We start from the raw sequence: 21,957 nt of genomic DNA on the forward strand, positions 1-21,957 counted from the left end.
CCGGCTCGGCCGGTCCGCTGCGCGAGCCCCCTCGGGGGCTGAGGCCGGACATGAACAGTCCTGAGGACTGTTCGTGCCTGACGAAGGGCCGAGTCTCTGGTTCGGCGCGGCCTGCAAGGCAGCGACCGGCAGGGAGTGTGGGGGCTCACCACAACCCTGCTTCACAGCGGATGGCGACTTCGCAGTCGTCGAAGATTTCCAGCTTGGCGACCTTGATCCGCACGCCGAGCACACCCGGCAGCCGCATCAGCCGCACGCACAGCTTGGCGAGCAGCGATTCGAGCAGGTCGGTGTGCTCGGTGGTGCACTCGTCGATGATGATCTGGCGCACCTTGCGGTAGTCCAGCACATGGCCCAGGTCGGCGTCGCGTGCCAGCGCCGGCTGCTGGCCGAGATTGAGTTCGGCGTCGACCTGGATCGGCTGCGGCCCGTCGCGTTCATGAGCCAGCACACCGAGGTTGGCGCCGAAGCGCAGGCCGTTCAGGTGCAGGATCTGGCTGTTCAGCGTCGACGGCGGCGGCTTTGGCGCCGCGTGCGCCAGGCTGGCACCGGCTGGATGCAGATACGCAGCAACCTGCTGCGCTGCGGCGACGCCATCGGCCAGTGCGGTCTGCACGCAAGGATGCCAGCGCCCGCTGGCATCACCGGCAACGAACACGCCGAGCGCCTCGGCGGGCCGGCCGGGCGGCAGACGCGGGCTCGGCTGGCCGGCCGCCTGCAACGCGCTGGTGAGCCAGCCCCATGGCGCGGGCTCTGGCTCGTAGCCGAACAGCACCGCGGCGTGATCAAACTGCTCGCAGCCGAAAGCGACCGATTCGGCCTCGATGCGGCCGTCAGGCTGTGCGCGCAGCGCTATCGGCAGGGCCGTGTGCAGGCGCTGCACCAGCGTCGGACAGCGGTCCAGCGCGGCGATCAGCGTCGCCTGGCCGCGGTAGTCGCCGCGTGTCCAGATCGTCACCGCATGCCCGCGCCCGGCCAGGTAGGCCGCGTTCTCCAGCGCGTTGTCGCCGCCGCCCAGCAGCAGCACGCGACCGGGCGGCAACTCGGCCCGGCGGGCGGTGAGCGACTGGGCGTCCATCACTTGGGGGCTGGCGCCATAGGCTGGCGGCCGAATGGGCCGCACGCCGGTCGCCAACAGCAACGTCGCACTGTCGAGCAGGCCGCCGTCGGCCAGTTGCACCTGCCAGCCCGATGCCTGCCGGACCAACCCGGTGACCGCGCGGCCCAGGTGCCACTGCAACCCGGCCAGCCCGAGCGTGTGGGCAGCCAGTTGTTCGCCGACGGCACGCAAGGTGGTACGCGGGTGACCCAGCACCCAGTCCTGCACGAAATCGAGGCTGGCCAGTGTGGCGCAGGGCGCCGACGCCTGTTCGACCACCGCGACGCGTAGGCCCATCTGCGCCGCCCACGAAGCAGCATTGCAACCGGCCGGGCCGGCACCGATCACGACACAGTCGAGCGGGGTGGATGAAGTCATGGAGGCGGGCCGGAATGGCTGGGCAGAAAGACGGCGCTTCCTACAATCGCACGATGCAAGGAAGCGAAGCGGGCAGTGTATCGATGGCCCTGGGCGAACACATCCGCACGGAGATCGCCGTGGCCGGCGGCTGGTTGCCGTTCGACCGCTACATGGCACTGGCGCTGTACACGCCAGGCCTGGGCTACTACGCGAACACGCGTCCCAAGCTCGGCCGCATGCCCGCCGACGGCAGTGACTTCGTCACCGCGCCGGAGTTGTCGCCGCTGTTCGGCCGCGCGCTCGCCGCCCAGGTGGCGCAGGTGCTGGAGATTGCCGAGGCCGACGAGGTGTTCGAGTTCGGTGCTGGCAGCGGCACGCTCGCCGAGAGCGTGCTCGATGGCCTGGCCGCGATGGGGCATGCGCTGGTCCGCTACACGATCGTCGAGCTGTCGGCCGAGTTGCGGGCGCGGCAGCAGGCGCGGCTGGCCCGCTTTGGTGATCGTGTCCGCTGGGCCGACCAGTGGCCATCGGCGATGCACGGCGTCGTGCTCGGCAATGAAGTGCTCGATGCGATGCCGGTGCAACTGCTGCGTTTCGACGGCCAGCGGTGGCAGGAACGTGGCGTCGCGGTGCGAGACGGCCAGCTGGTCTTCGACGACCGCGATACCGCGTTGCGCCCTCCGCACGAAGGCCCCTTCCTGCCCGGCACGGTGACCGAGATCCACCCGCAGGCCGAAGCCTTCGTCACCAGCCTGGCTGGCCAGCTCGAACGCGGCGCCGCCTTCTTCATCGACTACGGCTTCCCCGAGGCCGAGTACTACCACGTGCAGCGCCACGGTGGCACGGTGATGTGCCACCGCGCGCACCAGGCCGACACCGACCCGCTGGCCGACCCCGGCGAGAAGGACATCACCGCCCACGTCAACTTCACCGGCATCGCGCTGGCCGGCCAGGACGCTGGGCTCGACGTGATCGGCTACACCAGCCAAGCGCGTTTCCTGATCAACTGCGGCATTGCACCGTTGCTCGAGGCGGCCGACCTGCGCGGACGCGCGATGGCGCAGAAGCTGATCACCGAGCACGAGATGGGAGAGCTGTTCAAGGTCATCGGCTTTGCGACGACGGGCTTGGTCTTCGAGCCGATCGGCTTTTCTGAAGGCGACCGGCTGCACCGGCTCTGAAGCTGCATCAGTCGGCGTCGGTGTCCAACGCCGCCGCCACGGCCCGCACCCGGGCCTGGTGGATGGCCTGGGCGATTTCGTCGCCCTGGGCGCCGCGGGCAATCGCGGTCGCGGCGACTTCGGCGGTCGGCATGGCGGCCGCGGCAGCAAACACCTTCGTCAGCAGCGGGCGGCTGGGGTAGTCGCGCCGCTCCAATCCGAGCCGGCCACGCGCATCGAGTTCACAGGCGAACAGGGCCTCGGCAAAGCGCTGCGGGCGCCGGAAGGCGTCGCAGCGTTCGAGCAGCCGGGTCAGTGCGGCAGGGCGCAGTTCGGTCGCGCGGTGGATATTGGTGTGCTCGCGGGCGACCAACGCCGCCAGCTCGGTCGCTTCAGTGGGCGCCTTCAGCCGGGTCGCCAACGCGCGCGCCAGCTCTTCGCTGCGGCCTTCGTGGCCGATGTGGCGCGGCCACTCGTCCGGCGGCGTCGTGCCCTTGCCGAGGTCGTGGCAGAGGCACGCGAATCGCACCGTCAGCGGTGCGTTCGCCGCCGCGGCCTGGTCCAGCACCATCTCGAGGTGCACGCCGGTGTCGATCTCCGGGTGATGCGCCTCGGGCTGCGGCACGCCGTACAGCCGGTCGACCTCGGGCATCAAGCGCGCCAGTGCACCTTCTTCGCGCAGCACCTGCAGCATCCGGCTGGGCCGGGCCTCCATCAACCCGGTCGCCACTTCCTGCCAGACCCGTTCGGCCACCAGTGCGTCGACCTCGCCCGCATCGACCATGCGGCGCACCAGCGCCATCGTCTCGGGCGCCACGGTGAAGCCCTCGAAGCGTGCGGCAAACCGGGCCAGCCGCAGGATGCGCACAGGGTCCTCCGCGAACGCGTCGCTGACATGGCGCAAGACCTTGGCCTCGAGGTCACGCGCGCCGCCGTGCGGGTCGACCAGCCGGCCGTCCTCGTCGCGCGCCATCGCGTTGATCGTCAGGTCTCGGCGCTGCAGATCCTCTTCGAGCGTGACGCTGGGCTCGGCGTGCACGACGAAGCCGCGGTAGCCCGGCGCGGTCTTGCGCTCGGTGCGGGCCAGCGCATGTTCTTCGTGGGTCTCAGGGTGCAGGAAGACCGGGAAGTCCTTGCCGACTGCCTGGTAGCCGGCGGCCAGCATCTCTTCGGGCGTGCTGCCGACGACGACCCAGTCGTGGTCGTTGACCACACGGCCCAGCATCGCGTCGCGCACCGCGCCGCCGACGATGTAGCGCTTCACGTGTGCTCGGCGCGCAACGGGTCCAGCCGCGAGCAGCCGGAGCGTCCGCCGAGGTACCCCGGTGCCACGGCGTCCAGCGCCGTGGCACGAATGCCCAGCGCCGCCAGGCCGGGCCGCCCGGGCACGGCCACGCTTGGTACCTGCATCGAATCGAGGTTGTCGCGGCTCATCAGTGTTGCGCCCGGCCACGCCTCCATCAGCGCCGCTTGCCAACGCGACAAGACCGGCGGCAAGGCGACGATGTGGCTCGCGTGGCCCGCATAACGGCCGGATGCATTGACCAGCTCTGCCAGCGTCATCACCTCGGGCCCGGCGCACTCGTAGGTCTGGCCGATGGTCTGAGGATCGGCCAGGCAGCGGGCCAGCGCCTCGGCCACGTCACCCACCCAGACCGGCTGGAAGCGCGCGTCCGCGGCGGCCAGCGGCAGCACCGGCAGGTAACGCTGCAGCCGCGCGAAAAGGTTGGTCAGGCGGTCTTCGGCACCGAAGATGACCGAAGGGCGCAGCACCGTGAGATCGAGCCCCGCGCTGCGCAGCGCGACCTCGCCTCGGCCTTTGCTGCGCAGGTAATGCGACGGCGCGTTGGTGGACGCCCCGAGGGCGCTGACATGCACCACCCGCCGCACGCCAGCGTCGCGGCAGGCGGCCGCCACGCGGCGCGGCAGCGCGACCTGCACACGATCGAAATCCGCTTCATGACCATGCAGGATTCCCACCAGGTTGACCACCGCATCGGCACCGGCGACCAGCTTGGCCAGGTCGCCGTCATCGTGCACGTCGGCCTGCACCACGTCGACCTTGGGCAAGTGGCCCAGCCGCAGCGCATGCAGGCGCTGGCGGGTCGGCACGAGCAGCCGCGGGCCGCCGTCATGCATCGGGCGGCACAGGACTTCGGCGAGCGCTCGGCCGACAAACCCGCTGCCGCCCAGGATCAACCAGTAGGCGGCCGCTTCGGGCCCCATCACCGACGGCACATGGGTCGCTTCGTACGACGGTTTCGGTAAATCGTGCATGGCGGGGCCACCTCCGTCGCGCTCACGGCAATTCCGAGTCCACCGGCGGCGCGCTGATGGTTCGGGGACCGATCGGTGCACCCAGGCGAGCCTTCAGCGAGGCCGGCTTGCCGTTCATCAGGCTCGAGTAGATCGTGGCGTTGGCCAGCACCTTCTTGACGTAGTCCCGCGTCTCGTTGAGCGGGATGTTCTCGGCCCAGATCGCCGGCTCGAGCACCGGGCCTTCGCGCCATCGGCGCGGCCGGCCGGGGCCGGCGTTGTAGGCCGCGGCGGCCAGCGGCTGCGAGCCGTCCAGGTCGTCGAGCACGAGTTTCAGGTAGGCGGTGCCCAGGCGCAGGTTGGTGTCGCGGTCGGTGATCATGCCGGGCTTGAAGTCCAGGCCGATCTTCTTCGCGGTCCACTTCGCGGTGGCCGGCATGATCTGCATCAGGCCCGAGGCGCCGACATGCGAGCGCGCATCCATGATGAAGCGTGATTCCTGCCGGATCAGGCCGTAGACATAGGCCGGGTCGAGGCCGATGTCCTTCGCCTTGGCCAGCACGTCGGCGCGCATTGGCTGCGGAAAGCGTTGCTCGATGTCGACCTCGGCCTTGGTGCGTTCGCTGGTATTGATGCAGCGGTCCCAGATCTCGCGGTCGCAGGCCAGTTGCGCGGCGGCCAGCAGCTCGCGGTCGCTCATGCCGATCAGCGAGAAGTTCCATTCGCGCACGCCTTCACTGCGCAGGCCCATGCCGATCGCGGCCAGCGCGCGCTGCAGCCCAGGCAAGGCACGGGTCGCGTGGCGTTCGGTCTCGCTGAGCGGTGCGCTGCGCGACGGCAGGGGTTGCGGCGTGCCCAGGTCTTCGGCGGCCAGCATGCCGTAGAAGTGCAGCTGGTTGGCCAGCGTTGCCAGGGTCTGCCGCGCTTCGGCTCGGTCCGCATCGCCGGCTTCACCCGATTTGGCCAGGGCTTGTTGCGCGCGGGCCCGCCAGTACTGCCAGGTCGGGTCGTTGCGTTCGGTGGCGCTCATCGCGTCGATCGCGCGCTGGGCCCAGCGCCAGCGTTCGGCGCCGTCACCCTGGCGCAGCGCGGCGCGGGCCAGCCAGCCCAGCGTTTCGTCGCTCCAGTCGGGCTGGTCCTCCAGCTTTTTCGGCAGCGTCTTCCAGGCATTGCGCGTGTGGGCCAGCGCGTCGGGCTTCAGGCCGATCGCCGCCTGCTTGGCGACTTGTGCGCGGGCCCAGGCGCCGTGCTCGGCGCCGAGGACCTCGCCCCAGCGCTCGTCGAGCAGGCGGGATGCGGTGTCGACGTCGTTGGCGGCCACGCGGGCCAGTGCCAGCGCAGCCAGCTCGGTACGCAAGTGGCCAATGGCATTGGCCTTCACGGCCAGGTAGCGCGCCGGGTTGTCGAAGATGTCGGCCACCGCTTTCGCGGTCGGTTCGCCCAGCAGCGCCGCGGTCTGGCGCGCCAGCTTGACACGGTTGTGCTCGGTCGCGTGGCGCAGCTTGCGCAGCACGTCTTCCTGGCTGAAGAGCTTGGCATCGACGAGCGTCTGCGCCAGCAGCTGGCAGCCTTCGTCGGGCTCGCGCTGGACCATCCAGGCGCGGCGGGCGCTGTCGCGCACGTCCTTGCCGGCGAGATGGTCGATCAGCTGCGCATAGCAGCTCACCTCGCGGTCGTCGTTCATCTTGAAGCGCGGCAGGTCGCGCGAGAAGAGCTCGAAATCGCGCCGGTGGCCCAGCTCGAGCAGCCAGTCGTTGCGCAGGCGGTCTTCGACATAACTGCCGGGCCAGCGCAGGTAGAAGGCCTCGACCTCGTCGCTGCGGACTTCGGGCAACCGGTTGGTCAGTTCCCAGTAGTCGACCCAAGGGGCCAGCGGGTGCTTGGCGTCCACCACCTGGGCACGCAGTGCGGCGAGCCTGGCTTTGTCTTTCCTGGCGAAGGCGTCGCGGGCGGTGCGGATCGGGTCGTCGCGGTCCTGTGCGACGGCGGCAACGGGGGCGAGCAGCGTCGCGAACAAGGCAAGGCCGCACAGCGCAGGCCCCATGGCGGCGGCTCGGCGCAACGCGGCGCGCGTGAGAGGAGAAACGGGCATCCGGTCAATGTACCGCAGCGCCCCTGGCACTGACGGGCGCAGGGCGCTGCGGTACCGGCTTGGTCAGCGGGCCTGGCGGTAGGGCTCCTCGAAAGCGAGGAAATCCTTTTCGGCCAGTGCGTCGGTGACCCAGGCTTGCACGCTGTGCGTGGCCCACACGCGCTCGGCCCAGGCGGCGGCCGCGGCCGGCAATGGCAGCGCATAGGTGCGGGTGCGGCTGATCACCGGTGCGAAGAAGGCGTCGGCGAGGCTGAATTCACCGAACAGGAAGGGGCCGCCGGAGCTGTCCAGCGCGTCCTGCCAGGCGGCGGCCAGGCGCTCCAGGTCGGCGCGTACGGCAGGCTGCTCGGCCAGCACGCGTTGGCCGACCTCGGGCATCGAGGCGTCGATGTTCATGCCGCAGGCGCCGCGCAGCGCGCGAAAGCCGGCGTGCATCTCGGCGCACAGGCTGCGCGCGCGGGCCCGGGCATGCGGCGCGCGGGGCCACAGCGCGTGCTGCGGGAACTTCTCGGCCAGGTACTCGGCGATTGCCAGCGTGTCCCAGACCGAGAAACCTTCGTCGACCAGCACCGGCACCGTGCCAGCGGGCGACACGCGGGCCAGGGCCTGCTTGAACTGCGAGCCGGCGTCGAAGCTGTCGAAACGCAGCTTGACCTCCTCGAACGGGATGCCGAAATGGCGCAGCGCCACCCACGGGCGCATGGACCAGGAGGAGTAGTTCTTGTTGCCGATGTAGAGCTGGAGGGACATGAGGGCTCGATCCGTTGCATGAAACGCGGCCCCCGATGCTAGAGGCTATGCCGGCCCCGCGTGATGCCGTGTTGTCATCACGCTGATGACTCCGGCGCATCAGTCGACGCCTCTTCGCCGATTGCACGGCGCGTGTCGGCAGCATGCTGGCGCACGAATTCCAGCAGCGCGGTCAGCTCGGGCCGCGCGGGGCGGCCCGTGCCATGCGAGGGGGCATGGTCCAGCGCGACCATGAAGTAGGCGAAAGGTGAGCGCAGTCGCAGCGCCGGCCCGAAGGGCTCGACCAGTTCGCCGCGAGCCAGTGCGTCGTGCACCATCGGCAACCAGGCCAGCCCGACACCCTGGCCGGCGACGACGGCCTGGATCTGCTGGTGATTGAAGTTGACGCTGTACCAGCGCCGCGGTGCGAGATGGCCGAGGCCCTGGGCACCCAACCAGGCGGGCCAAGCCAGCGCGTTGGCGCTGGGCGTGTTGTCTTCGACCTCGACCAGCGCGTGCTGCGCCAGGTCGGCTGGCTGGGCCAGCGGTGGCACCTCGCCGCGGGCGATCGCGTCGGCCATGCGGGCGCCCACAACCGGCGTCAACACCTCGCCGAACATGCGCTCGGCGCCGACCGGGGCACGCTCGGGCCGGCAATGCCGCAGCAGCAGGTCCAGCTCGGGATCGTCCGTGTCGGCCAGGCGGTCGGTGGCCGACAGCCGGATGTCGATGCCCGGATGGCGGCGCTCGAAGTCGGTCAGGCGCGGCATCAGCCAAAGCGTCGCGAACGACGGGAAGGTCGACAGGCTGATTTGCGCCCGGCCCTGCGCGATGCGGATCTGACGCACCGTGCCATCGAGCCGGGCCAGCATCGGCTCGACCGCGCGCAGCAGGCTTTGGCCGGCGTGGGTCAACTCGACCCGGCGTGTGCCGCGGTTGAACAGCATGCTGCCGAGCTCCTCTTCGAGGCTCTTGATCTGGCGACTGATGGCCGGCTGCGTCAGGTGCAGGTCTTCGGCCGCGGCGCTGAAGCTCAGGCGCCGGGCGACGGCCTCGAAGCTGCGCAGGAAGTCCAGCGAGAGCGGCCGGCCACTCGGTTTATTCATGACGAAATCTGATCAATCGACGCCTTCGAAAGCATTGGTGCTAACCCGGACTCCCGCGCATGATGCAGTCCATCGGGAAAACGTTCCCGGCCGACAGGAGATTGATGATGAGCACGCATTCCTTCGCTTCCTTGGCCCTGCCCCAGCTGGAGCAGCCCAGCAGCCTGGCGCTGCCGCAGGCGCGGCGTTGGGTGGCGGGTGATGCGGGTTGGGTCACCGTGCAGGCCGGGCGGGCCTGGCTGACGCGTGATGGCGACCTCGACGACCATGTGCTGACCACCGGCGAACGGCTGTGGTTGCGCCGCGGTGACGTGCTGACCGCCGAGGCCTGGCAAGCCGACGAGCCGGCATGGCTGGTCTGGCGTCCTGAGCCGGGTCAAGCCTTCTTGGCGGGCTTGACGGCCTTGGCGGCCGGCGGTTTGGCCCGCGGCGCACGTGGTTTGGCCGGTGGTTTGCTGGCCCTGGCGCGCAATGCCGAAGCCAGCGCTTGCCGCGCCCAGGGCAGCATCTGCGCCGGCGAGTCCATGGCCTCGGCCGGTGCGCTCCAGTAACTCATTGCGACCTTCTTGCCGTCGGCCGTCTGGAACTCGAATGGCCGGCAACCGGCAGCTTCGAAAGCCGGGCGATTCTGATCGTCCGTCTTCAGGAACAGATCGTCGCCGACGATGATGGCGATGAAGACCTCGTCGACATAGAGGCCGTGGCCGCCGAACATGCGCTTGACGCGCACGGGGCCCAGCGCGCCCAGCAATTCGCTGCACCAGCGCACGGTTTCCTGGGTTTGGGGGCTGACGGGCATGGTGGGGAGTTTAGGGGCCGGGCCGCAATGAATGATCCTCTGTCACGGGTGTGGCGCAGGGCGACGGCGGTGCCCCCGCTCTGCGGCCCGCTCGCGGGCGGATGTTTGCAGTGAGCGGCGGGCTGCCCATCAACACCGTGGCGCACCAGAGCCGTTGGGGCGACCGCGAATGAAGGCCGCCGAGCGAGGACACCACCATCGCCCTGTGGAACCGACTGTGGCGTGGCACGCCGAGCACTGGCACCCGATCTGCAAGGACCGGGTGCTCGGGGCATCTTCGAAGGCTCTCATTCGCGGTCGCCCCGACGCATCTCCGGCACCACGGTGTTGATGGGTAGCCCGTTGATCACCTCAAGCCGTGCCCCGCGAGCGAGCCGCAGAAGATGTCCCGGGCGGCCGGCCCACGCGCCGACCTTCGCAGTCCGGCCCTACCCCGCAGTCCAAGTCAGGCCGGAATGAAAAAAGGGGTCACCCGCGAAGATGACCCCAACATCTCTAGAGCACGCCTGGTGCCGCGTCCCCACGCGGCAGCATGCCCGAGACCTCTGAAAACTTGTTGCGCTGATGCGTTAGATCGTCGCTCAGAAGTTGTGCTTGATGCCGATGTCGTAACCGGTGGTTTTGAAGTTGTCGGGGATGTCGTCACGGCCTTCGCGCGTGATGTCAGCATAGATCGTCGTGCGCTTGGACAAGGCGTAGTGATAACCCAAGCTGAGCTGGCGATCCTGGATCACGTCCGTGGTCGTGTTCTTCAGCTCGCCCCAGCTGGCGCGCAGCTCACCCTGGCCGATCGGCGCCGTGGCCGACACCAGGTAGGAGCGGGCCTTCTGGTCACTGCCGTCGCGGCCGGTGCCGAAGAAGGCGCCCACCTTGACGATGCCGAAGTTGTAGCTGCCGTTGATCGTGGCCCAGTAGTCGTCTTCGTCGGCCGGGTTTTCGTAGCCGATGCCCAGCACGATCGGCCCGCTGGCCCAGGCGCCGCCCAGGCTGTACGGGCGCTTCTCGGCCACACCGCTGGCCGGGGTGTTGCCATCGGCCTCGGCGACTTGGGCGCCGACGGTGAAGCCGTTGGCGCTGAAGCGGTAGTTCACGCCGTTGCTGTAGCGGTTCGTGCCGATGCGGCCGTTGACGATCGTGCTGTTGGACGCCACGGTGTCGGTGCCCCACGGGTCGGCGACGATCTGGCTCAGGGCGTAGGCCGGGTTGTCTTCACGGCCCAGCGTCACGCGGCCAAAGCCGCCTTCGAGGCCGACGATCGCCTTGCCGTCCCAGAAGGCGGCCTTGGACTGCGTGCCCTCGTCAGCGTTGAAGCGGTGTTCGATCTGGAACACGGCTTTCAGGCCGCCACCCAGGTCTTCGATGCCGCGGAAGCCCAGCCGGCTGCCCGAACCGTTGCGGACTTCGTTGTTCTTCACCGCATCGGCCTGCTGGGCGACCGACAGGTCGACCCGGCCATAGACGGTGACGGACGATTGGGCAAAGGCGCTGCCGCTGAACGCAGCGGCCAAGGCCAGGGCAAGAGGAGCCAGGGAGCGGATGGTCATGGTTCGGTGTTGTCGTCAGAAGGGACGCGGCGGTCCGGGAAAACCCGACTCTAAGCACCGAGTGGAGTGACACCAAGACGTTTATGGTGAACAGTCCATTGCAGAAACAGGAATAACGATTCACCGGGATGGCGTGTCCTTGCGAATTCAATCCGAATCAAGAGTTTGCCCCGTACACACCGGCCGCCCAAGCGAGCCAGGCGCCGGCACAATCATCATCCCTGTCTCGCCTTCGCCACGGACCATGACGCTGCCGTTCAAGCTGAACCTGGAGCCCTCGCGCGACAAGGCCCTGCTCCGCAAGCAGCTGCAGGCCGAGCGCATGGCCCTGCTCGACCGCCACCAGCGGGCCGCCCACCTGCAAGAGGTGTTGCAGGTCTGGCTGATTGGCCGGCCGGAAAAAACGATCGGCGCCTACTGGCCCATCAAGGGCGAGTTCGACGCGCTGCCGGCGCTCTACCGCTGGAGCGAAGGGCACGACGAGCGCCGCATCGGCCTGCCGGTGATCGACCGCGAAACCAAGCAACTGCGCTTCCACGTCTGGTACCCCGGTTGCCCGATGGAGGAGGACGCCTACGGCATCCCGAAGCCGAAGGACACCGAAGAATTCCACCCCGAACTGCTGCTGGTGCCGTGCGTCGGCTACGGGCCGGATGGTGTGCGGCTCGGCTACGGCGGTGGCTTTTACGACCGCACGCTGGCGGCGATCACGCCCAAACCGGCGACCGCCGGCCTCGGCTATGCGCACGGCTACGTGCCGTGGCTCGAGGGCGAGCCGCACGACGTGCCGTTGGACGCGTTGCTGACTGAAGAAGGCGTGGCCTGGCAGCGATAGTTTGCATTGCCGCGACCGAACAAGCAGCCATCGCGGATCCGGCTCTGTCGGTCCGCTGATGGCGCCCCCTTGAGCGGGAGGCGCCGAAGGCGCTTCGGGGGTGGTCAGTACCCCAGGCGTTTGCAGATCTCGAGCGTCAGCGGGCTCTGGTTCAGCGTGTAGAAGTGGATGCCCGGTGCGCCGCCTGCGATCAGGCGCTCGCACAGCCGGGTCACGATGTCCAGGCCGAACGCGCGGATCGAGGCCGTGTCGTCGAGGAAACCCTCCATCTTCAGCGCCGCCCAGCGCGGGATCTCGATGCCGTCGCGCGCCGCGAACTGGGCGATACGCGCGTAGTTGTGGATCGGCATGATGCCCGGCACGATCGGCACCGTGATGCCCAACGCGCGCACTTCGTCGACGAAGTGGAAGTACGCGTCGGGGTTGAAGAAGAATTGGGTGATCGCCGAGTTCGCACCTGCTCGAACCTTGTCGGCGAAGAACTGCAGGTCGCGTTTGGCATAACGCTGCTGTGGGTGGTATTCGGGGTAGGCGGCGACCTCGATGTGCCAATCCGACCCTTGCGTCTCGCGGATGAACGCGATCAGCTCGCTGGCGTAGCGGAACTCACCGGCGGTCGCGGTGCCGCTGGGCAGGTCGCCACGCAGCGCCACCAGGCGGTGGATGCCCTGGGCGCGGTAGGTGGCCAGGATCTCGGCGATGTTGGCGCGGGTCGAGCCGACGCAGCTCAGGTGAGGAGCGGCCTCATGGCCGAGCGCGGCGATGTCGCGCACGGTCGACAAGGTCTTGTCGCGCGTCGAGCCACCGGCGCCGTAGGTGACGCTGAAGAACTCGGGGTCGACGACGGCCAGGTCCTGCACCACGGTCTTCAGCTTCTCGCTGCCGACGGGGGTGTTGGGAGGGAAGAACTCGAAGCTGATCGGCACGCGCTTCGAGACGGGGCGGGAGGTGTCGGTCATGGTCAGGTCGATTCGGGGGTGGAGGCCCGCCGGGCCTCGATGAAGAATTCGCGGTTGCCGTCGCCGCCGGTCGTCGGGCTGTCGCGCCAGGCAATCACTTCCAGGCCGATGCGGCCGCAGGCCTTGCGCAGGCGGGCCTCGACGTGGCCGTAGGCGGAGGCGTCCTTGACGAGACCCTTCTTGCCGATGTCCACGGGCTGCAACTCGAACTGCGGCTTGACCAGCATCAGCAGCGTGCCGGTCGGCGCCAGCAACAGGGTCAGCGCCGGCAGCACCAGCGTCAGCGAGATGAACGACAGGTCGCCGGTGATGAAGTCGAAGCCGGCCGCCGGCATCGCAGCGCCGATCTGCTCACGAGTCAGCGAGCGCGCGTTGACGCCTTCCAGCGCCGTGACGCGCGGGTCGGCCGCCAGCCGCGCGTGCAGCTGGCCGTGGCCGACGTCGACGCCCACCACGTGCGCCGCGCCGGCAGCCAGCAGCACGTCGGTGAAGCCACCGGTGCTCTGACCCACGTCGAGTGCCACGGCGCCATTCAGCTGCAAGCCGCTGTCACGCAGCACGCCTTCGAGCTTCAAGCCGCCACGCGACGCCCAGCGCAGCTCGGCGTCGTCGGTCAGCTCGATCTCGCAGCCTTCCGGCAGCTCGTCGCCGGCCTTCTTCGGCACCTTCCAGCCGTTCGGGCCGAGCCAGCGCACGGCGCCGCGCTCGATCAGCCGCTGGGCGGCCGACCGGCTGGGCGCAAGGCCTTGGGCGACGAGCAACTGGTCGGCACGCATCGGCGATCAGTAGCGATAAGTGTCCGGCTTGTACGGGCCGTTCTTGTTCACGCCGATGTACGCGGCCTGCTCCTCGCTCAGCTCGGTCAGCTTGGCGTTCAGCTTCTTCAGCTGCAGGCGGGCGACCTTCTCGTCCAGGTGCTTGGGCAGCACGTAGACCTTGCCGACTTCATAGGCTTCAGGCTTCGTGAACAGCTCGATCTGCGCGATCGTCTGGTTCGCGAACGAGCTCGACATCACGTAGCTCGGGTGGCCGGTGCCGCAGCCCAGGTTCACCAGGCGGCCCTTGGCCAGCATGATGATGCGCTTGCCCGGCTTGCCATCAACACCCGGGAAGATCACGTGATCGACCTGCGGCTTGATCTCTTCCCACTGGTACTTCTCGAGCGACGCGATGTCGATCTCGTTGTCGAAGTGGCCGATGTTGCAGACGATCGCCTGGTCCTTCATCTTGACCATGTGGTCGTGCGTGATCACGTTCTTGTTGCCGGTGGCGGTGACGAAGATGTCGGCCTGCGAGCAGGCATCGTCCATCGTGACGACGCGGTAGCCTTCCATCGCGGCCTGCAGCGCGTTGATCGGATCGATCTCGGTCACCCACACCTGCGCCGACAGCGCGCGCAGTGCCTGGGCCGAGCCCTTGCCCACGTCGCCATAACCGGCGACCACGGCGACCTTGCCGGCGATCATCACGTCGGTCGCGCGCTTGATGCCGTCGACCAGGCTTTCACGGCAGCCGTACAGGTTGTCGAACTTGCTCTTGGTGACCGAGTCGTTGACGTTGATCGCGCGGAACAGCAACGTGCCCTTCGCGCTCATCTCGTTCAGGCGGTGTACGCCGGTGGTCGTCTCTTCGGTCACGCCGATGATCTGGGCGCTCTTGCGGGTGTACCAGTTCTTGTCGACCGCCAGCTTGGCCTTGATCGCGGCGAACAGCTCACGCTCTTCTTCGCTGCCCGGGTTGGCCAGCAGCGAAGCGTCCTTCTCGGCGCGTTGGCCCAGGTGCATCAGCAGCGTGGCGTCGCCGCCATCGTCCAGGATCATGTTCGGGCCTTCGTTCTCGCTGAACGCCGGGCCGAAGTCGAAGATGCGGTGGGTGTAGTCCCAGTAGTCCTTCAGCGTCTCGCCCTTGTAGGCGAAGACCGGCGTGCCGGTGGCCACCAGGGCGGCGGCGGCGTGGTCTTGCGTCGAGTAGATGTTGCACGAGGCCCAGCGCACTTCGGCGCCGAGTGCCTGCAGGGTCTCGACCAGCACGGCGGTCTGGATCGTCATGTGCAGGCTGCCGGTGACGCGCGCGCCCTTCAGCGGCTGGCTGGCGGCGAACTCTTCGCGGATCGCCATCAGACCGGGCATCTCGGTCTCGGCAATCTTGATCTCTTTGCGGCCCCAGTCGGCCAGCTTGATGTCGGCGATCGCGTGGTCGGGGGCGGTTTTCAGAACGGCAGCGTTCATGTCGGGGTCTCCGGTCGGGCAAATGAGTGCGACCCGCAGCGCAGAAGCGGCGGGGCAAGGCGGACCGGGGAAGGACGGGCCACGCATCACCCACGACACCAATGGTGCGGGTGAGCGCCGTTGCAAATGTAGGGTTCCGAGCCTGGGGCCTGGGGTGCAGGGCCTTGCAACGCTCCTCGGAACGAACGCGAATTCTAGCCGGCCGCGGGGAAGTCGGCCAAGGCCTGTGTGAAGCGTTCCGCGTCTTCGTCGTCGTTGTAGGCCTGGGCGGAGAAGCGCCAATACAAACCATCGTCGATCGCCAGGATCTGCGCCTCGATCTGCGCCTCGGCCAGCAACCAGGTCTTCAGCGCCATCGCAGCGTCGAAGCCGCGGCCCAGCGTTGGCGGGAGGGGCAGCGTGACCATGCTGGCGACCATTGCGCGCGGTGTGGTCAAGGGCAGGCCCCAGCGCGTGGTCAGGCGCTCGGCGGTGCGCCAGGCCAGCGCGTGGTTGTGGGCCCACAGCGCGTCTCGGCCGCCCAGCGCTTCGTCGATGAACCGAAAGCCGGCCGGGGCGCACAGGAACGGGGTCGGGTCGCGTGTGCCGACCCAGTCGAACTCGGCCAACCAACCACCGCCGGCCCCCCAGCTGACCACTGGCGGGTGCAGCCCGGCGCGGCGCGCGGGTGCTGCCCACAAGATGCCGGCGCTGCGGGGCGAGAAAGCCCACTTGTGCAGGTTCGCGGTGTAGTAGTCGACACCCAGCGACGGGATGTCGACTGGCAGCGCGCCGGGCGCGTGGGCGCCATCGGCCAGCACCGCGATGCCCCGCGCCCGGCAGGCGGCGGACATGGCGGCCAGCGGCATTACCAGCGCGGTTTCTGGGCTGACGTGGTCCAGCACCGCGAGCTTGGTGCGCGGCGTCAGCGCCATTCGCAGTGCGTCGACCAGTTCGGCTTCGTTGTTGACCGGGAAGGGCAGGCTCGCGGTGACCACGGTGGCGCCGGAACGCGCCGCATGGTGCGCAGCCGCGCGCGCCACCGCCCCGTAGGTCCGGTTGGTCACCAGCACCTCGTCGCCGGGCTGCAGGTCGAACGAGGCGAGCACGGCGTTCGCGCCAGCGGTGGCGTTGTCGACGAACACGAGGTCGTCGCCTTGCACGCCCAGCCACGGCGCGATCGCTGTAGCCGCGGCACGCAGACGCTGACGCGGGCCACCGGGCAGCGCGCGGTCCGGGTTCTCGTCGGGGCGGCCGATCGGCGTCAGCTCGCGCAGCAGGAAGCGCGCCGGCTGCCGCTCGATCTCGTCGCGCAGCGCGGCCTGGGCGGCCAATACGGCACGCGGCGTGGCGCCGACGGTGCCATGGTTCAGGTAGGTGATCGACGGGTCCAGCGGCCACAGCGGCAGCAGGCTCCGGCCAAAACGCGGTGGGGTCGGCATGGGGCCGGATTTCAGCACGCATGGGACACTGCCGCGCATGTTGGATTCCCTCCTTGCGGGCACCACCGCCTGGCCCGCGGTGCCGCCGCGGCGGCTGGCTGCCGTGAGCGGCGTGCTAACCGACATCGATGACACGCTGACGCGCGACGGCGCGATCGAGCCGGCCGCGTTGGCTGCGCTGGAGCGGCTGGCGCAGGCCGGCGTGCCGGTGATCGCCATCACCGGCCGCCCGGCCGGTTGGAGCGAGCCCTTTGCGCTGGCCTGGCCGATTGCCGCGATCGTGGCCGAAAACGGCGGCGTGATGCTGCGCCGCGCTGCCGACGGCACGCTGCAACGCGACTTCGCGCAAGCGCCCAACGAACGGGCCGACAACTTCGCGCGCCTGCAGGCCTGCGCGGCGGCGGTGCTGCGCGAGGTGCCCGGCAGCACACTGGCGCAAGACAGCGCCGGCCGCCTGACCGACATCGCCATCGACCACAGCGAGTTCGCGCGCCTGAACCCGGTGCAGATCGGCCAGGTGCTGGCCGTGATGCGTGGTCACGGGCTGACGGCGACCGTCAGCTCGATCCACGTCAACGGCTGGATCGGTACGCACAGCAAGTGGACGGCGGCCGAATGGGCGGTGCGCGAGGCGATCGGCCGAGCTTTCCTGGTCGACGACTGGCTCTATGTCGGCGACTCGACCAACGACCAGCTGATGTTCGAGCGCGTGCCGCTGTCCGTCGGTGTGGCCAACATCGCCCGCTTCTGGCCCGAGCTGCGCATCAAGCCGGCCTATGTGACAGCCAGCGAGCGCGGCGTCGGCTTTGCAGAGGTCGCCGACGCACTGCTGGCAGTGCGTTAACCCGCAACACCCAGGAACTCGGCCAGCCGCTGTCGCTCTTCATCCAGCGCGCGGCGGAAGTCAGTGTCACGCGGTGCTGGGCCGGCGACATAGCCGCAGTCCAGCGTGAGCTGCCCACCGCTGACCCCGGCGTTGGCCCAGCCGATCACCTGGTCGCGCCACAGCAGCGGCAACGCGTAGTAGCCGAGCTGGCGCTTGGGCGCCGGTGTGTAGGCCTCGAAGCGGTAGGCCCAGCCCCAGAAATGCTCGAAGCGGCGCCGGTCCCAGACCACCGGGTCGAACGGCGCCAGCAGGTGCACGCGCTCGGGCGCCTGGTGCCGGCGCGACGCCGGGTTCTCGCCAACTGGCCAGTACCAGTCGACGCCGTCGAGGCGGGCGTGGGCCGATCGCGCCTTGGCGCGTGCCAGCGCTGCATTGCGTTCCGCGCGCCACTGCGGCACCCCACCGCCGAGCAGGCTGGCAAGCTGGCCCAGGCCGGCCGCCGGCAGCGGCGCGTATTTGGCGATGACCAGGTCGAGCAGCGTGTCCATCCGGGCGTGCACCTCGGCCCGATCCAGCGGCTCGTTATGCGCGTCGCGCGCCGCGTAGACGCGCACGCCGCCGTCGCGCCGGGCCACCCGCAGCAGGCCTCGGTAGTGCATGCCATCGAGCAGCTGGGTGCTGGCATTCGACGAGCCACCGAACCAGTTGCGGGTCTTGCCGTGCGCGAAGTGCGCATCGACCTCGCGCGGGTGGACCGCACCGCGTTCGCGCACGTATTCCAGCACCTCGTGGGCCTGTTTCCAGCGCGCAGGCGTCCACGCCTGGCGTGGTGTGCGCGGGTGCATCAGCGACAGATGCTGGCGCGGCAGGAAGCCGTAGTTGACGAAGAAGTCTTCTTCGATCGCCAGGCGCGGGTAGCGGCGCTCGAGTTCACCGGCGGTGTAGCCGATCACGCGGTGGCGCAGCGTCAGGTCCTGCGCGCGCGCCGGTGCGCGGATCGGGTCGGCCTGCACGAAGCCCAGGCGCTCGATCGCGCGGGGCAGGGTGGTCGGCTTGAACAGGCTGCGTGCGACGGCGTAGCGGCGCAGGTCGTCGAGGGTCAGTGAGCTGGGCATCGCGTGATGATGCCGCAGGTGATGGCCGCACAACGCCCAGCAAAGAGCCCGGCCAGGGCCGGGCTCGCGGGTCGTGTGGCAAGCCTCGCGGCTTGCGGCGTCGACTTATTGCTGCGGGTTGGCCTTGCCGCCTTCCGTGCGCAGCGCCGGGGCATCGCAGGTGGACTTGACGAAGGCGATGGTGGTCGGGTTGATGACGGTCTGGAACGACAGGTCGTCGCGCCATTCGGTCCAACTGCCGTTCTTGCCCTTGAAGGCCATCGAGTCGTTGCCGACGCCGCTGGCGTAGTTGCCGTAGATGTGGGTGTGGACCTTGCTGCCCACCGTCACTTGCTGCCAAGCGCCGCCCCAGCCGGAGAAGGTGGTGCCGTACCACGTGCCACCAGCGACGAGGCAGATCTGCTGAATACCAGCGACGCTGTACTGGCCCGGGCCGATGGCGGCAGACGCGAACATCGGGGCGGCCAAAGCGGCGACGGCAAAGCAGGTGCGAACAAACTTCATGCTGGACTCCTGAGTTGTTAGATCGAACATCGGATGTCACTGATGAGCATGGGTTCGTGCCGCCAGTGACTGCCGGCAACTGCCTCCGCGGTCCGGTTCCGACGAAGGTCCCATGCGGCGCACTGTAAGAATGTGATTCCAGATGTCACATCCCTAGCAAGAGGGGCCCGGTGTCCCTCTTCTGGGGGGCTGCCAGCACGCTTCTGGTTCGGCGGGTCTGCGCCCGCCATTGACAGGCGGGCCACGCGACAATGCGCCGCTGGATCACTTTTGTCGGCCGCCGGACCCTGTCGCACCATGAAACCTTTTGGAACACCTTTGTCGACCGCAGCTTTGCGGGTGATGCTGCTGGGCGCCGGTGAGTTGGGCAAAGAGGTCGTGATCGCCCTGCAGCGCCTGGGGGTCGACACCACGGCGGTCGACCGCTACGACAACGCGCCCGGGCAACAGGTGGCTCACCATTCGCGCACGATCGCCATGAGCGACCCGGCGGCGTTGCGGGCGCTGATCGAGGCCGAGCGGCCCGATCTGGTGGTGCCCGAGATCGAAGCGATCGCCACGCCGGTGCTCGAAGCACTGGAGGCCGAAGGTGTGGTCCGCGTGATCCCCAACGCCCGCGCGGCGCGGTTGACGATGGACCGCGAAGGCATTCGCCGCCTCGCCGCCGAAACGTTGGGCCTGCCGACCAGCCCGTACCGTTTCTGCGACTCACTGTCCGAGCTGCAGGCTGCAATCGACGGAGGTATTGGCTATCCCTGTGTCGTCAAGCCGGTGATGAGCAGCTCGGGCAAGGGCCAGAGCAAGCTCGACGGACCGGCCGATGTGGCCAAAGCCTGGGCCTGCGCGATGGCTGGTGGCCGCGTCAGCCATGGCCGCGTCATCGTCGAAGGCTTCATCGATTTCGACTACGAGATCACCTTGCTGACGGTGCGCGCCGTCGGCGAGGGCGCTCAGGTGCAGACGCAGTTCTGCGCCCCGATCGGCCACGTGCAGGTCAGCGGCGACTATGTCGAGAGCTGGCAGCCGCAGCCAATGTCGCCGAAGGCGCTCGAGCGTGCCCAGCAGATCGCTGCGGCCGTGACCGGCAACCTGGGCGGCCAGGGGCTGTTCGGCGTCGAGCTGTTCGTCAAGGGTGACGAGGTCTGGTTCAGCGAGGTCAGCCCGCGGCCGCACGACACCGGCATGGTGACGATGGCGACGCAGTGGCAAAACGAGTTCGAGTTGCACGCCCGCGCGATCCTCGGGTTGCCGGTCGACATGCGGCTGAAGAGCCCGGGTGCGAGCGCCGTGATTTACGGCGGTGTCGACGCGAAAGCGGTGGTCTTCGACGACGTGGCCGAAGCGCTGGCGGTGCCGAACTCGGACTTGCGCCTGTTCGGCAAGCCCGAGAGCTTCGTCAAGCGGCGCATGGGGGTGGCGTTGGTGCACGACGAGGATGTCGACGTGGCCCGTCGGCAGGCGAAGCTGGCGGCGAGCAAGGTCAAGCCGCGCGCCGCCTGAGCTTGCGGGCATGAAAAAGGGCACCCGAAGGCGCCCTTGCCGTTCCAGCAGGTGTGAATCAGCGGCCCGCGGCAGCGCGCAGTTCGGCGGCCTTGTTGGTCGCCTCCCACGTGAACTCCGGCTCTTCGCGGCCGAAGTGGCCATAGGCTGCCGTCTTCGAGTAGATCGGGCGCAGCAGGTCCAGCATCTGGATGATGCCCTTCGGGCGCAGGTCGAAGTGCTCTTGCACCAACTCGGCCAGCTTCTCGTCGGAGACGACGCCGGTGCCTTCGGTGTAGACCGTCACGTTCATCGGGCGGGCCACGCCGATCGCGTACGCGACCTGGATCTGGCACTGCTTGGCCAGGCCGGCGGCGACGATGTTCTTGGCCACGTAGCGGGCGGCGTAGGCGGCCGAGCGGTCGACCTTGGTCGGGTCCTTGCCCGAGAACGCGCCGCCACCGTGCGGGCAGGCGCCGCCGTAGGTGTCGACGATGATCTTGCGGCCGGTCAGGCCGCAGTCGCCCTGCGGGCCGCCGATGACGAAGCGACCGGTCGGGTTGACCAGGTACTTGGTGTCCTTCAGCCATTCCTTGGGCAGCACCGGCTTGATGATCTCCTCGATCACCGCCTCGTAGAACTCGGGCTTCATCTTGTCGCCCAGGCTCATCTCGGGCGCGTGCTGGCTCGACAGCACGACGGTGTCGATCGAGTGCGGCTTGCCGTCGACATAGCGCAGCGTCACCTGGCTCTTGGCGTCGGGCCGCAGAAAGGGCAGGCGCCCGTCCTTGCGCAGCTGCGCCTGGCGCTCGACCAGCCTGTGCGCGTAGTAGATCGGCGCGGGCATCAGCTCGGGCGTCTCGTCGCACGCGTAGCCGAACATCAGGCCCTGGTCGCCGGCGCCGGTGTTCAGGTGGTCGTCGCTGGCGTGGTCCACGCCCTGCGCGATGTCGTTGCTCTGCTTGTCGTAGGCCACCAACACCGCGCAGCCCTTGTAGTCGATGCCGTATTCGGTGTTGTCGTAGCCGATGCGCTTGATCGTGTCGCGCGCGACCTGGATGTAGTCGACATGCGCGTTGGTCGTGATCTCGCCGGCCAGCACCACCAGGCCGGTGTTGCACAGCGTTTCGGCGGCCACGCGCGAGCGCGGATCCTGCGCAAAGATCGCGTCGAGGATCGCGTCGGAGATCTGGTCCGCCACCTTGTCGGGATGGCCTTCGGAAACGGATTCGGAAGTGAACAGGAAATCGTTCGACACGTCAAAACTCCAGTCAGGTTGCACAACTCGCGTTGCCGGCCTGAAAAGTTCTGGAGGAGCGGCGAACGCTTTAGCGGAATTTGACGGACTGTCGTCCGGCAAGAGGCACTGGAGTGCAGCCCCCTTGCGTCGCCCCGCAAGTAGTTCAGTAACTCGGCGACCCCGCGATTATAGGAAACATGCACAC

Annotated in this window: 19 protein-coding genes, 2 pseudogenes and 1 riboswitch; of the genes and pseudogenes, 5 read left to right on the forward strand and 16 right to left on the reverse strand. The window is 68.6% G+C overall.

Annotation, left to right across the window (positions count from 1 at the left end):
• Nucleotides 1–145 precede the first annotated feature (145 nt).
• On the reverse strand, nt 146–505 hold the full coding sequence (locus VFY73_RS27495) for a dihydroneopterin aldolase (RefSeq protein WP_329724792.1): 360 nt from the start codon (nt 503–505) through the stop codon (nt 146–148).
• A 441-nt stretch (nt 506–946) separates the two neighbouring features.
• Nucleotides 947–1,477 (reverse strand): annotated as a pseudogene (locus VFY73_RS27500) (FAD-dependent oxidoreductase); the annotation flags it as partial.
• 53 nt (nt 1,478–1,530) lie between these two features.
• Here VFY73_RS27500 and VFY73_RS27505 point away from each other — a divergent pair.
• Nucleotides 1,531–2,640, forward strand: a complete 1,110-nt coding sequence (locus VFY73_RS27505) for a class I SAM-dependent methyltransferase (RefSeq protein WP_414654547.1) — start codon at nt 1,531–1,533, stop codon at nt 2,638–2,640.
• 7 nt (nt 2,641–2,647) lie between these two features.
• Here the strand turns inward: VFY73_RS27505 and VFY73_RS27510 are convergent, their stop codons facing one another.
• The 5 genes from VFY73_RS27510 to VFY73_RS27530 form a co-directional block, all read right to left on the reverse strand.
• Nucleotides 2,648–3,883 (reverse strand): multifunctional CCA addition/repair protein, encoded by a 1,236-nt coding sequence (locus tag VFY73_RS27510; RefSeq protein ID WP_329724772.1) that lies wholly within the window; start codon nt 3,881–3,883, stop codon nt 2,648–2,650.
• The gene (locus VFY73_RS27515; RefSeq protein ID WP_329724773.1) at nt 3,880–4,896 is read right to left on the reverse strand and encodes a complex I NDUFA9 subunit family protein; all 1,017 of its coding nucleotides are present in this window, start codon (nt 4,894–4,896) and stop codon (nt 3,880–3,882) included. Before VFY73_RS27515 ends, VFY73_RS27510 begins: the two co-directional genes overlap by 4 nt.
• Before the next feature lie 22 nt (nt 4,897–4,918).
• On the reverse strand, nt 4,919–6,967 hold the full coding sequence (locus VFY73_RS27520) for a transglycosylase SLT domain-containing protein (RefSeq protein ID WP_329724774.1): 2,049 nt from the start codon (nt 6,965–6,967) through the stop codon (nt 4,919–4,921).
• A gap of 63 nt (nt 6,968–7,030) precedes the next feature.
• Nucleotides 7,031–7,717 carry a glutathione S-transferase gene (locus VFY73_RS27525; protein WP_329724775.1) on the reverse strand — a complete coding sequence of 229 codons (687 nt, stop codon included), beginning with the start codon at nt 7,715–7,717 and terminating at the stop codon, nt 7,031–7,033.
• 77 nt (nt 7,718–7,794) lie between these two features.
• On the reverse strand, nt 7,795–8,802 hold the full coding sequence (locus VFY73_RS27530) for a LysR family transcriptional regulator (protein WP_329724776.1): 1,008 nt from the start codon (nt 8,800–8,802) through the stop codon (nt 7,795–7,797).
• A 107-nt stretch (nt 8,803–8,909) separates the two neighbouring features.
• Between VFY73_RS27530 and VFY73_RS30480 the strand changes: the two are divergent.
• Nucleotides 8,910–9,074 (forward strand): annotated as a pseudogene (locus VFY73_RS30480) (DUF2917 domain-containing protein); the annotation flags it as partial.
• Nucleotides 9,075–9,178: 104 nt separating this feature from the next.
• Here VFY73_RS30480 and VFY73_RS27535 read toward each other — a convergent pair.
• Together VFY73_RS27535 and VFY73_RS27540 are read right to left on the reverse strand one after the other, a co-directional pair.
• Nucleotides 9,179–9,601 carry a TfoX/Sxy family protein gene (locus VFY73_RS27535; protein WP_329724777.1) on the reverse strand — a complete coding sequence of 141 codons (423 nt, stop codon included), beginning with the start codon at nt 9,599–9,601 and terminating at the stop codon, nt 9,179–9,181.
• Between the two features lie 581 nt (nt 9,602–10,182).
• Entirely contained in the window at nt 10,183–11,145 is a 963-nt protein-coding gene (locus tag VFY73_RS27540) for a porin (RefSeq protein WP_329724778.1), read from the reverse strand.
• Between the two features lie 244 nt (nt 11,146–11,389).
• Between VFY73_RS27540 and VFY73_RS27545 the strand changes: the two genes are divergently transcribed.
• The gene (locus tag VFY73_RS27545) at nt 11,390–11,980 is read left to right on the forward strand and encodes a 5-formyltetrahydrofolate cyclo-ligase (protein ID WP_329724779.1); all 591 of its coding nucleotides are present in this window, start codon (nt 11,390–11,392) and stop codon (nt 11,978–11,980) included.
• Nucleotides 11,981–12,084: 104 nt separating this feature from the next.
• Here the strand turns inward: VFY73_RS27545 and metF are convergent, their stop codons facing one another.
• The 4 genes from metF to VFY73_RS27565 all read right to left on the reverse strand — a co-directional run bounded on the left by metF (nt 12,085) and on the right by VFY73_RS27565 (nt 16,588).
• Nucleotides 12,085–12,939, reverse strand: coding sequence for a methylenetetrahydrofolate reductase [NAD(P)H] (metF, locus tag VFY73_RS27550; RefSeq protein WP_329724780.1), 855 nt, complete (start codon nt 12,937–12,939; stop codon nt 12,085–12,087).
• Between the two features lie 2 nt (nt 12,940–12,941).
• Nucleotides 12,942–13,715 carry a TlyA family RNA methyltransferase gene (locus tag VFY73_RS27555; protein ID WP_329724781.1) on the reverse strand — a complete coding sequence of 258 codons (774 nt, stop codon included), beginning with the start codon at nt 13,713–13,715 and terminating at the stop codon, nt 12,942–12,944.
• 6 nt (nt 13,716–13,721) lie between these two features.
• Nucleotides 13,722–15,167: an adenosylhomocysteinase gene (gene ahcY / locus VFY73_RS27560; RefSeq protein ID WP_329724782.1), complete on the reverse strand. Its 1,446-nt coding sequence runs from the start codon at nt 15,165–15,167 to the stop codon at nt 13,722–13,724.
• Nucleotides 15,168–15,272: 105 nt separating this feature from the next.
• A riboswitch (S-adenosyl-L-homocysteine riboswitch) is annotated at nt 15,273–15,351 on the reverse strand.
• A 10-nt stretch (nt 15,352–15,361) separates the two neighbouring features.
• The gene (locus tag VFY73_RS27565; protein WP_329724783.1) at nt 15,362–16,588 is read right to left on the reverse strand and encodes an aminotransferase class V-fold PLP-dependent enzyme; all 1,227 of its coding nucleotides are present in this window, start codon (nt 16,586–16,588) and stop codon (nt 15,362–15,364) included.
• A gap of 37 nt (nt 16,589–16,625) precedes the next feature.
• On the opposite strand from VFY73_RS27565, the gene VFY73_RS27570 reads away from it, so the two are divergent.
• Nucleotides 16,626–17,432: an HAD-IIB family hydrolase gene (locus VFY73_RS27570; protein WP_329724784.1), complete on the forward strand. Its 807-nt coding sequence runs from the start codon at nt 16,626–16,628 to the stop codon at nt 17,430–17,432.
• Here the strand turns inward: VFY73_RS27570 and VFY73_RS27575 are convergent.
• Both VFY73_RS27575 and VFY73_RS27580 read right to left on the reverse strand, forming a co-directional pair.
• Nucleotides 17,429–18,529: a DNA glycosylase AlkZ-like family protein gene (locus VFY73_RS27575; RefSeq protein WP_329724785.1), complete on the reverse strand. Its 1,101-nt coding sequence runs from the start codon at nt 18,527–18,529 to the stop codon at nt 17,429–17,431. The two genes, VFY73_RS27570 and VFY73_RS27575, sit on opposite strands and share 4 nt — an antisense overlap.
• A 105-nt stretch (nt 18,530–18,634) precedes the next feature.
• A complete protein-coding gene (locus tag VFY73_RS27580) occupies nt 18,635–19,033 on the reverse strand; it encodes a hypothetical protein (protein WP_329724786.1) in 399 nt (132 codons plus the stop codon).
• 297 nt (nt 19,034–19,330) lie between these two features.
• On the opposite strand from VFY73_RS27580, the gene purT reads away from it, so the two are divergent.
• The gene (gene purT, locus VFY73_RS27585) at nt 19,331–20,533 is read left to right on the forward strand and encodes a formate-dependent phosphoribosylglycinamide formyltransferase (protein WP_329724787.1); all 1,203 of its coding nucleotides are present in this window, start codon (nt 19,331–19,333) and stop codon (nt 20,531–20,533) included.
• Nucleotides 20,534–20,591: 58 nt separating this feature from the next.
• On the opposite strand, the gene metK is transcribed toward purT, so the two are convergent.
• Nucleotides 20,592–21,770 (reverse strand): methionine adenosyltransferase, encoded by a 1,179-nt coding sequence (gene metK / locus VFY73_RS27590; protein ID WP_329724788.1) that lies wholly within the window; start codon nt 21,768–21,770, stop codon nt 20,592–20,594.
• Between the last annotated feature and the right edge of the window lie 187 nt (nt 21,771–21,957).

Source organism: Ideonella sp. (assembly GCF_036277275.1).
Classification (GTDB): Bacteria; Pseudomonadota; Gammaproteobacteria; order Burkholderiales; family Burkholderiaceae_C; genus Ideonella.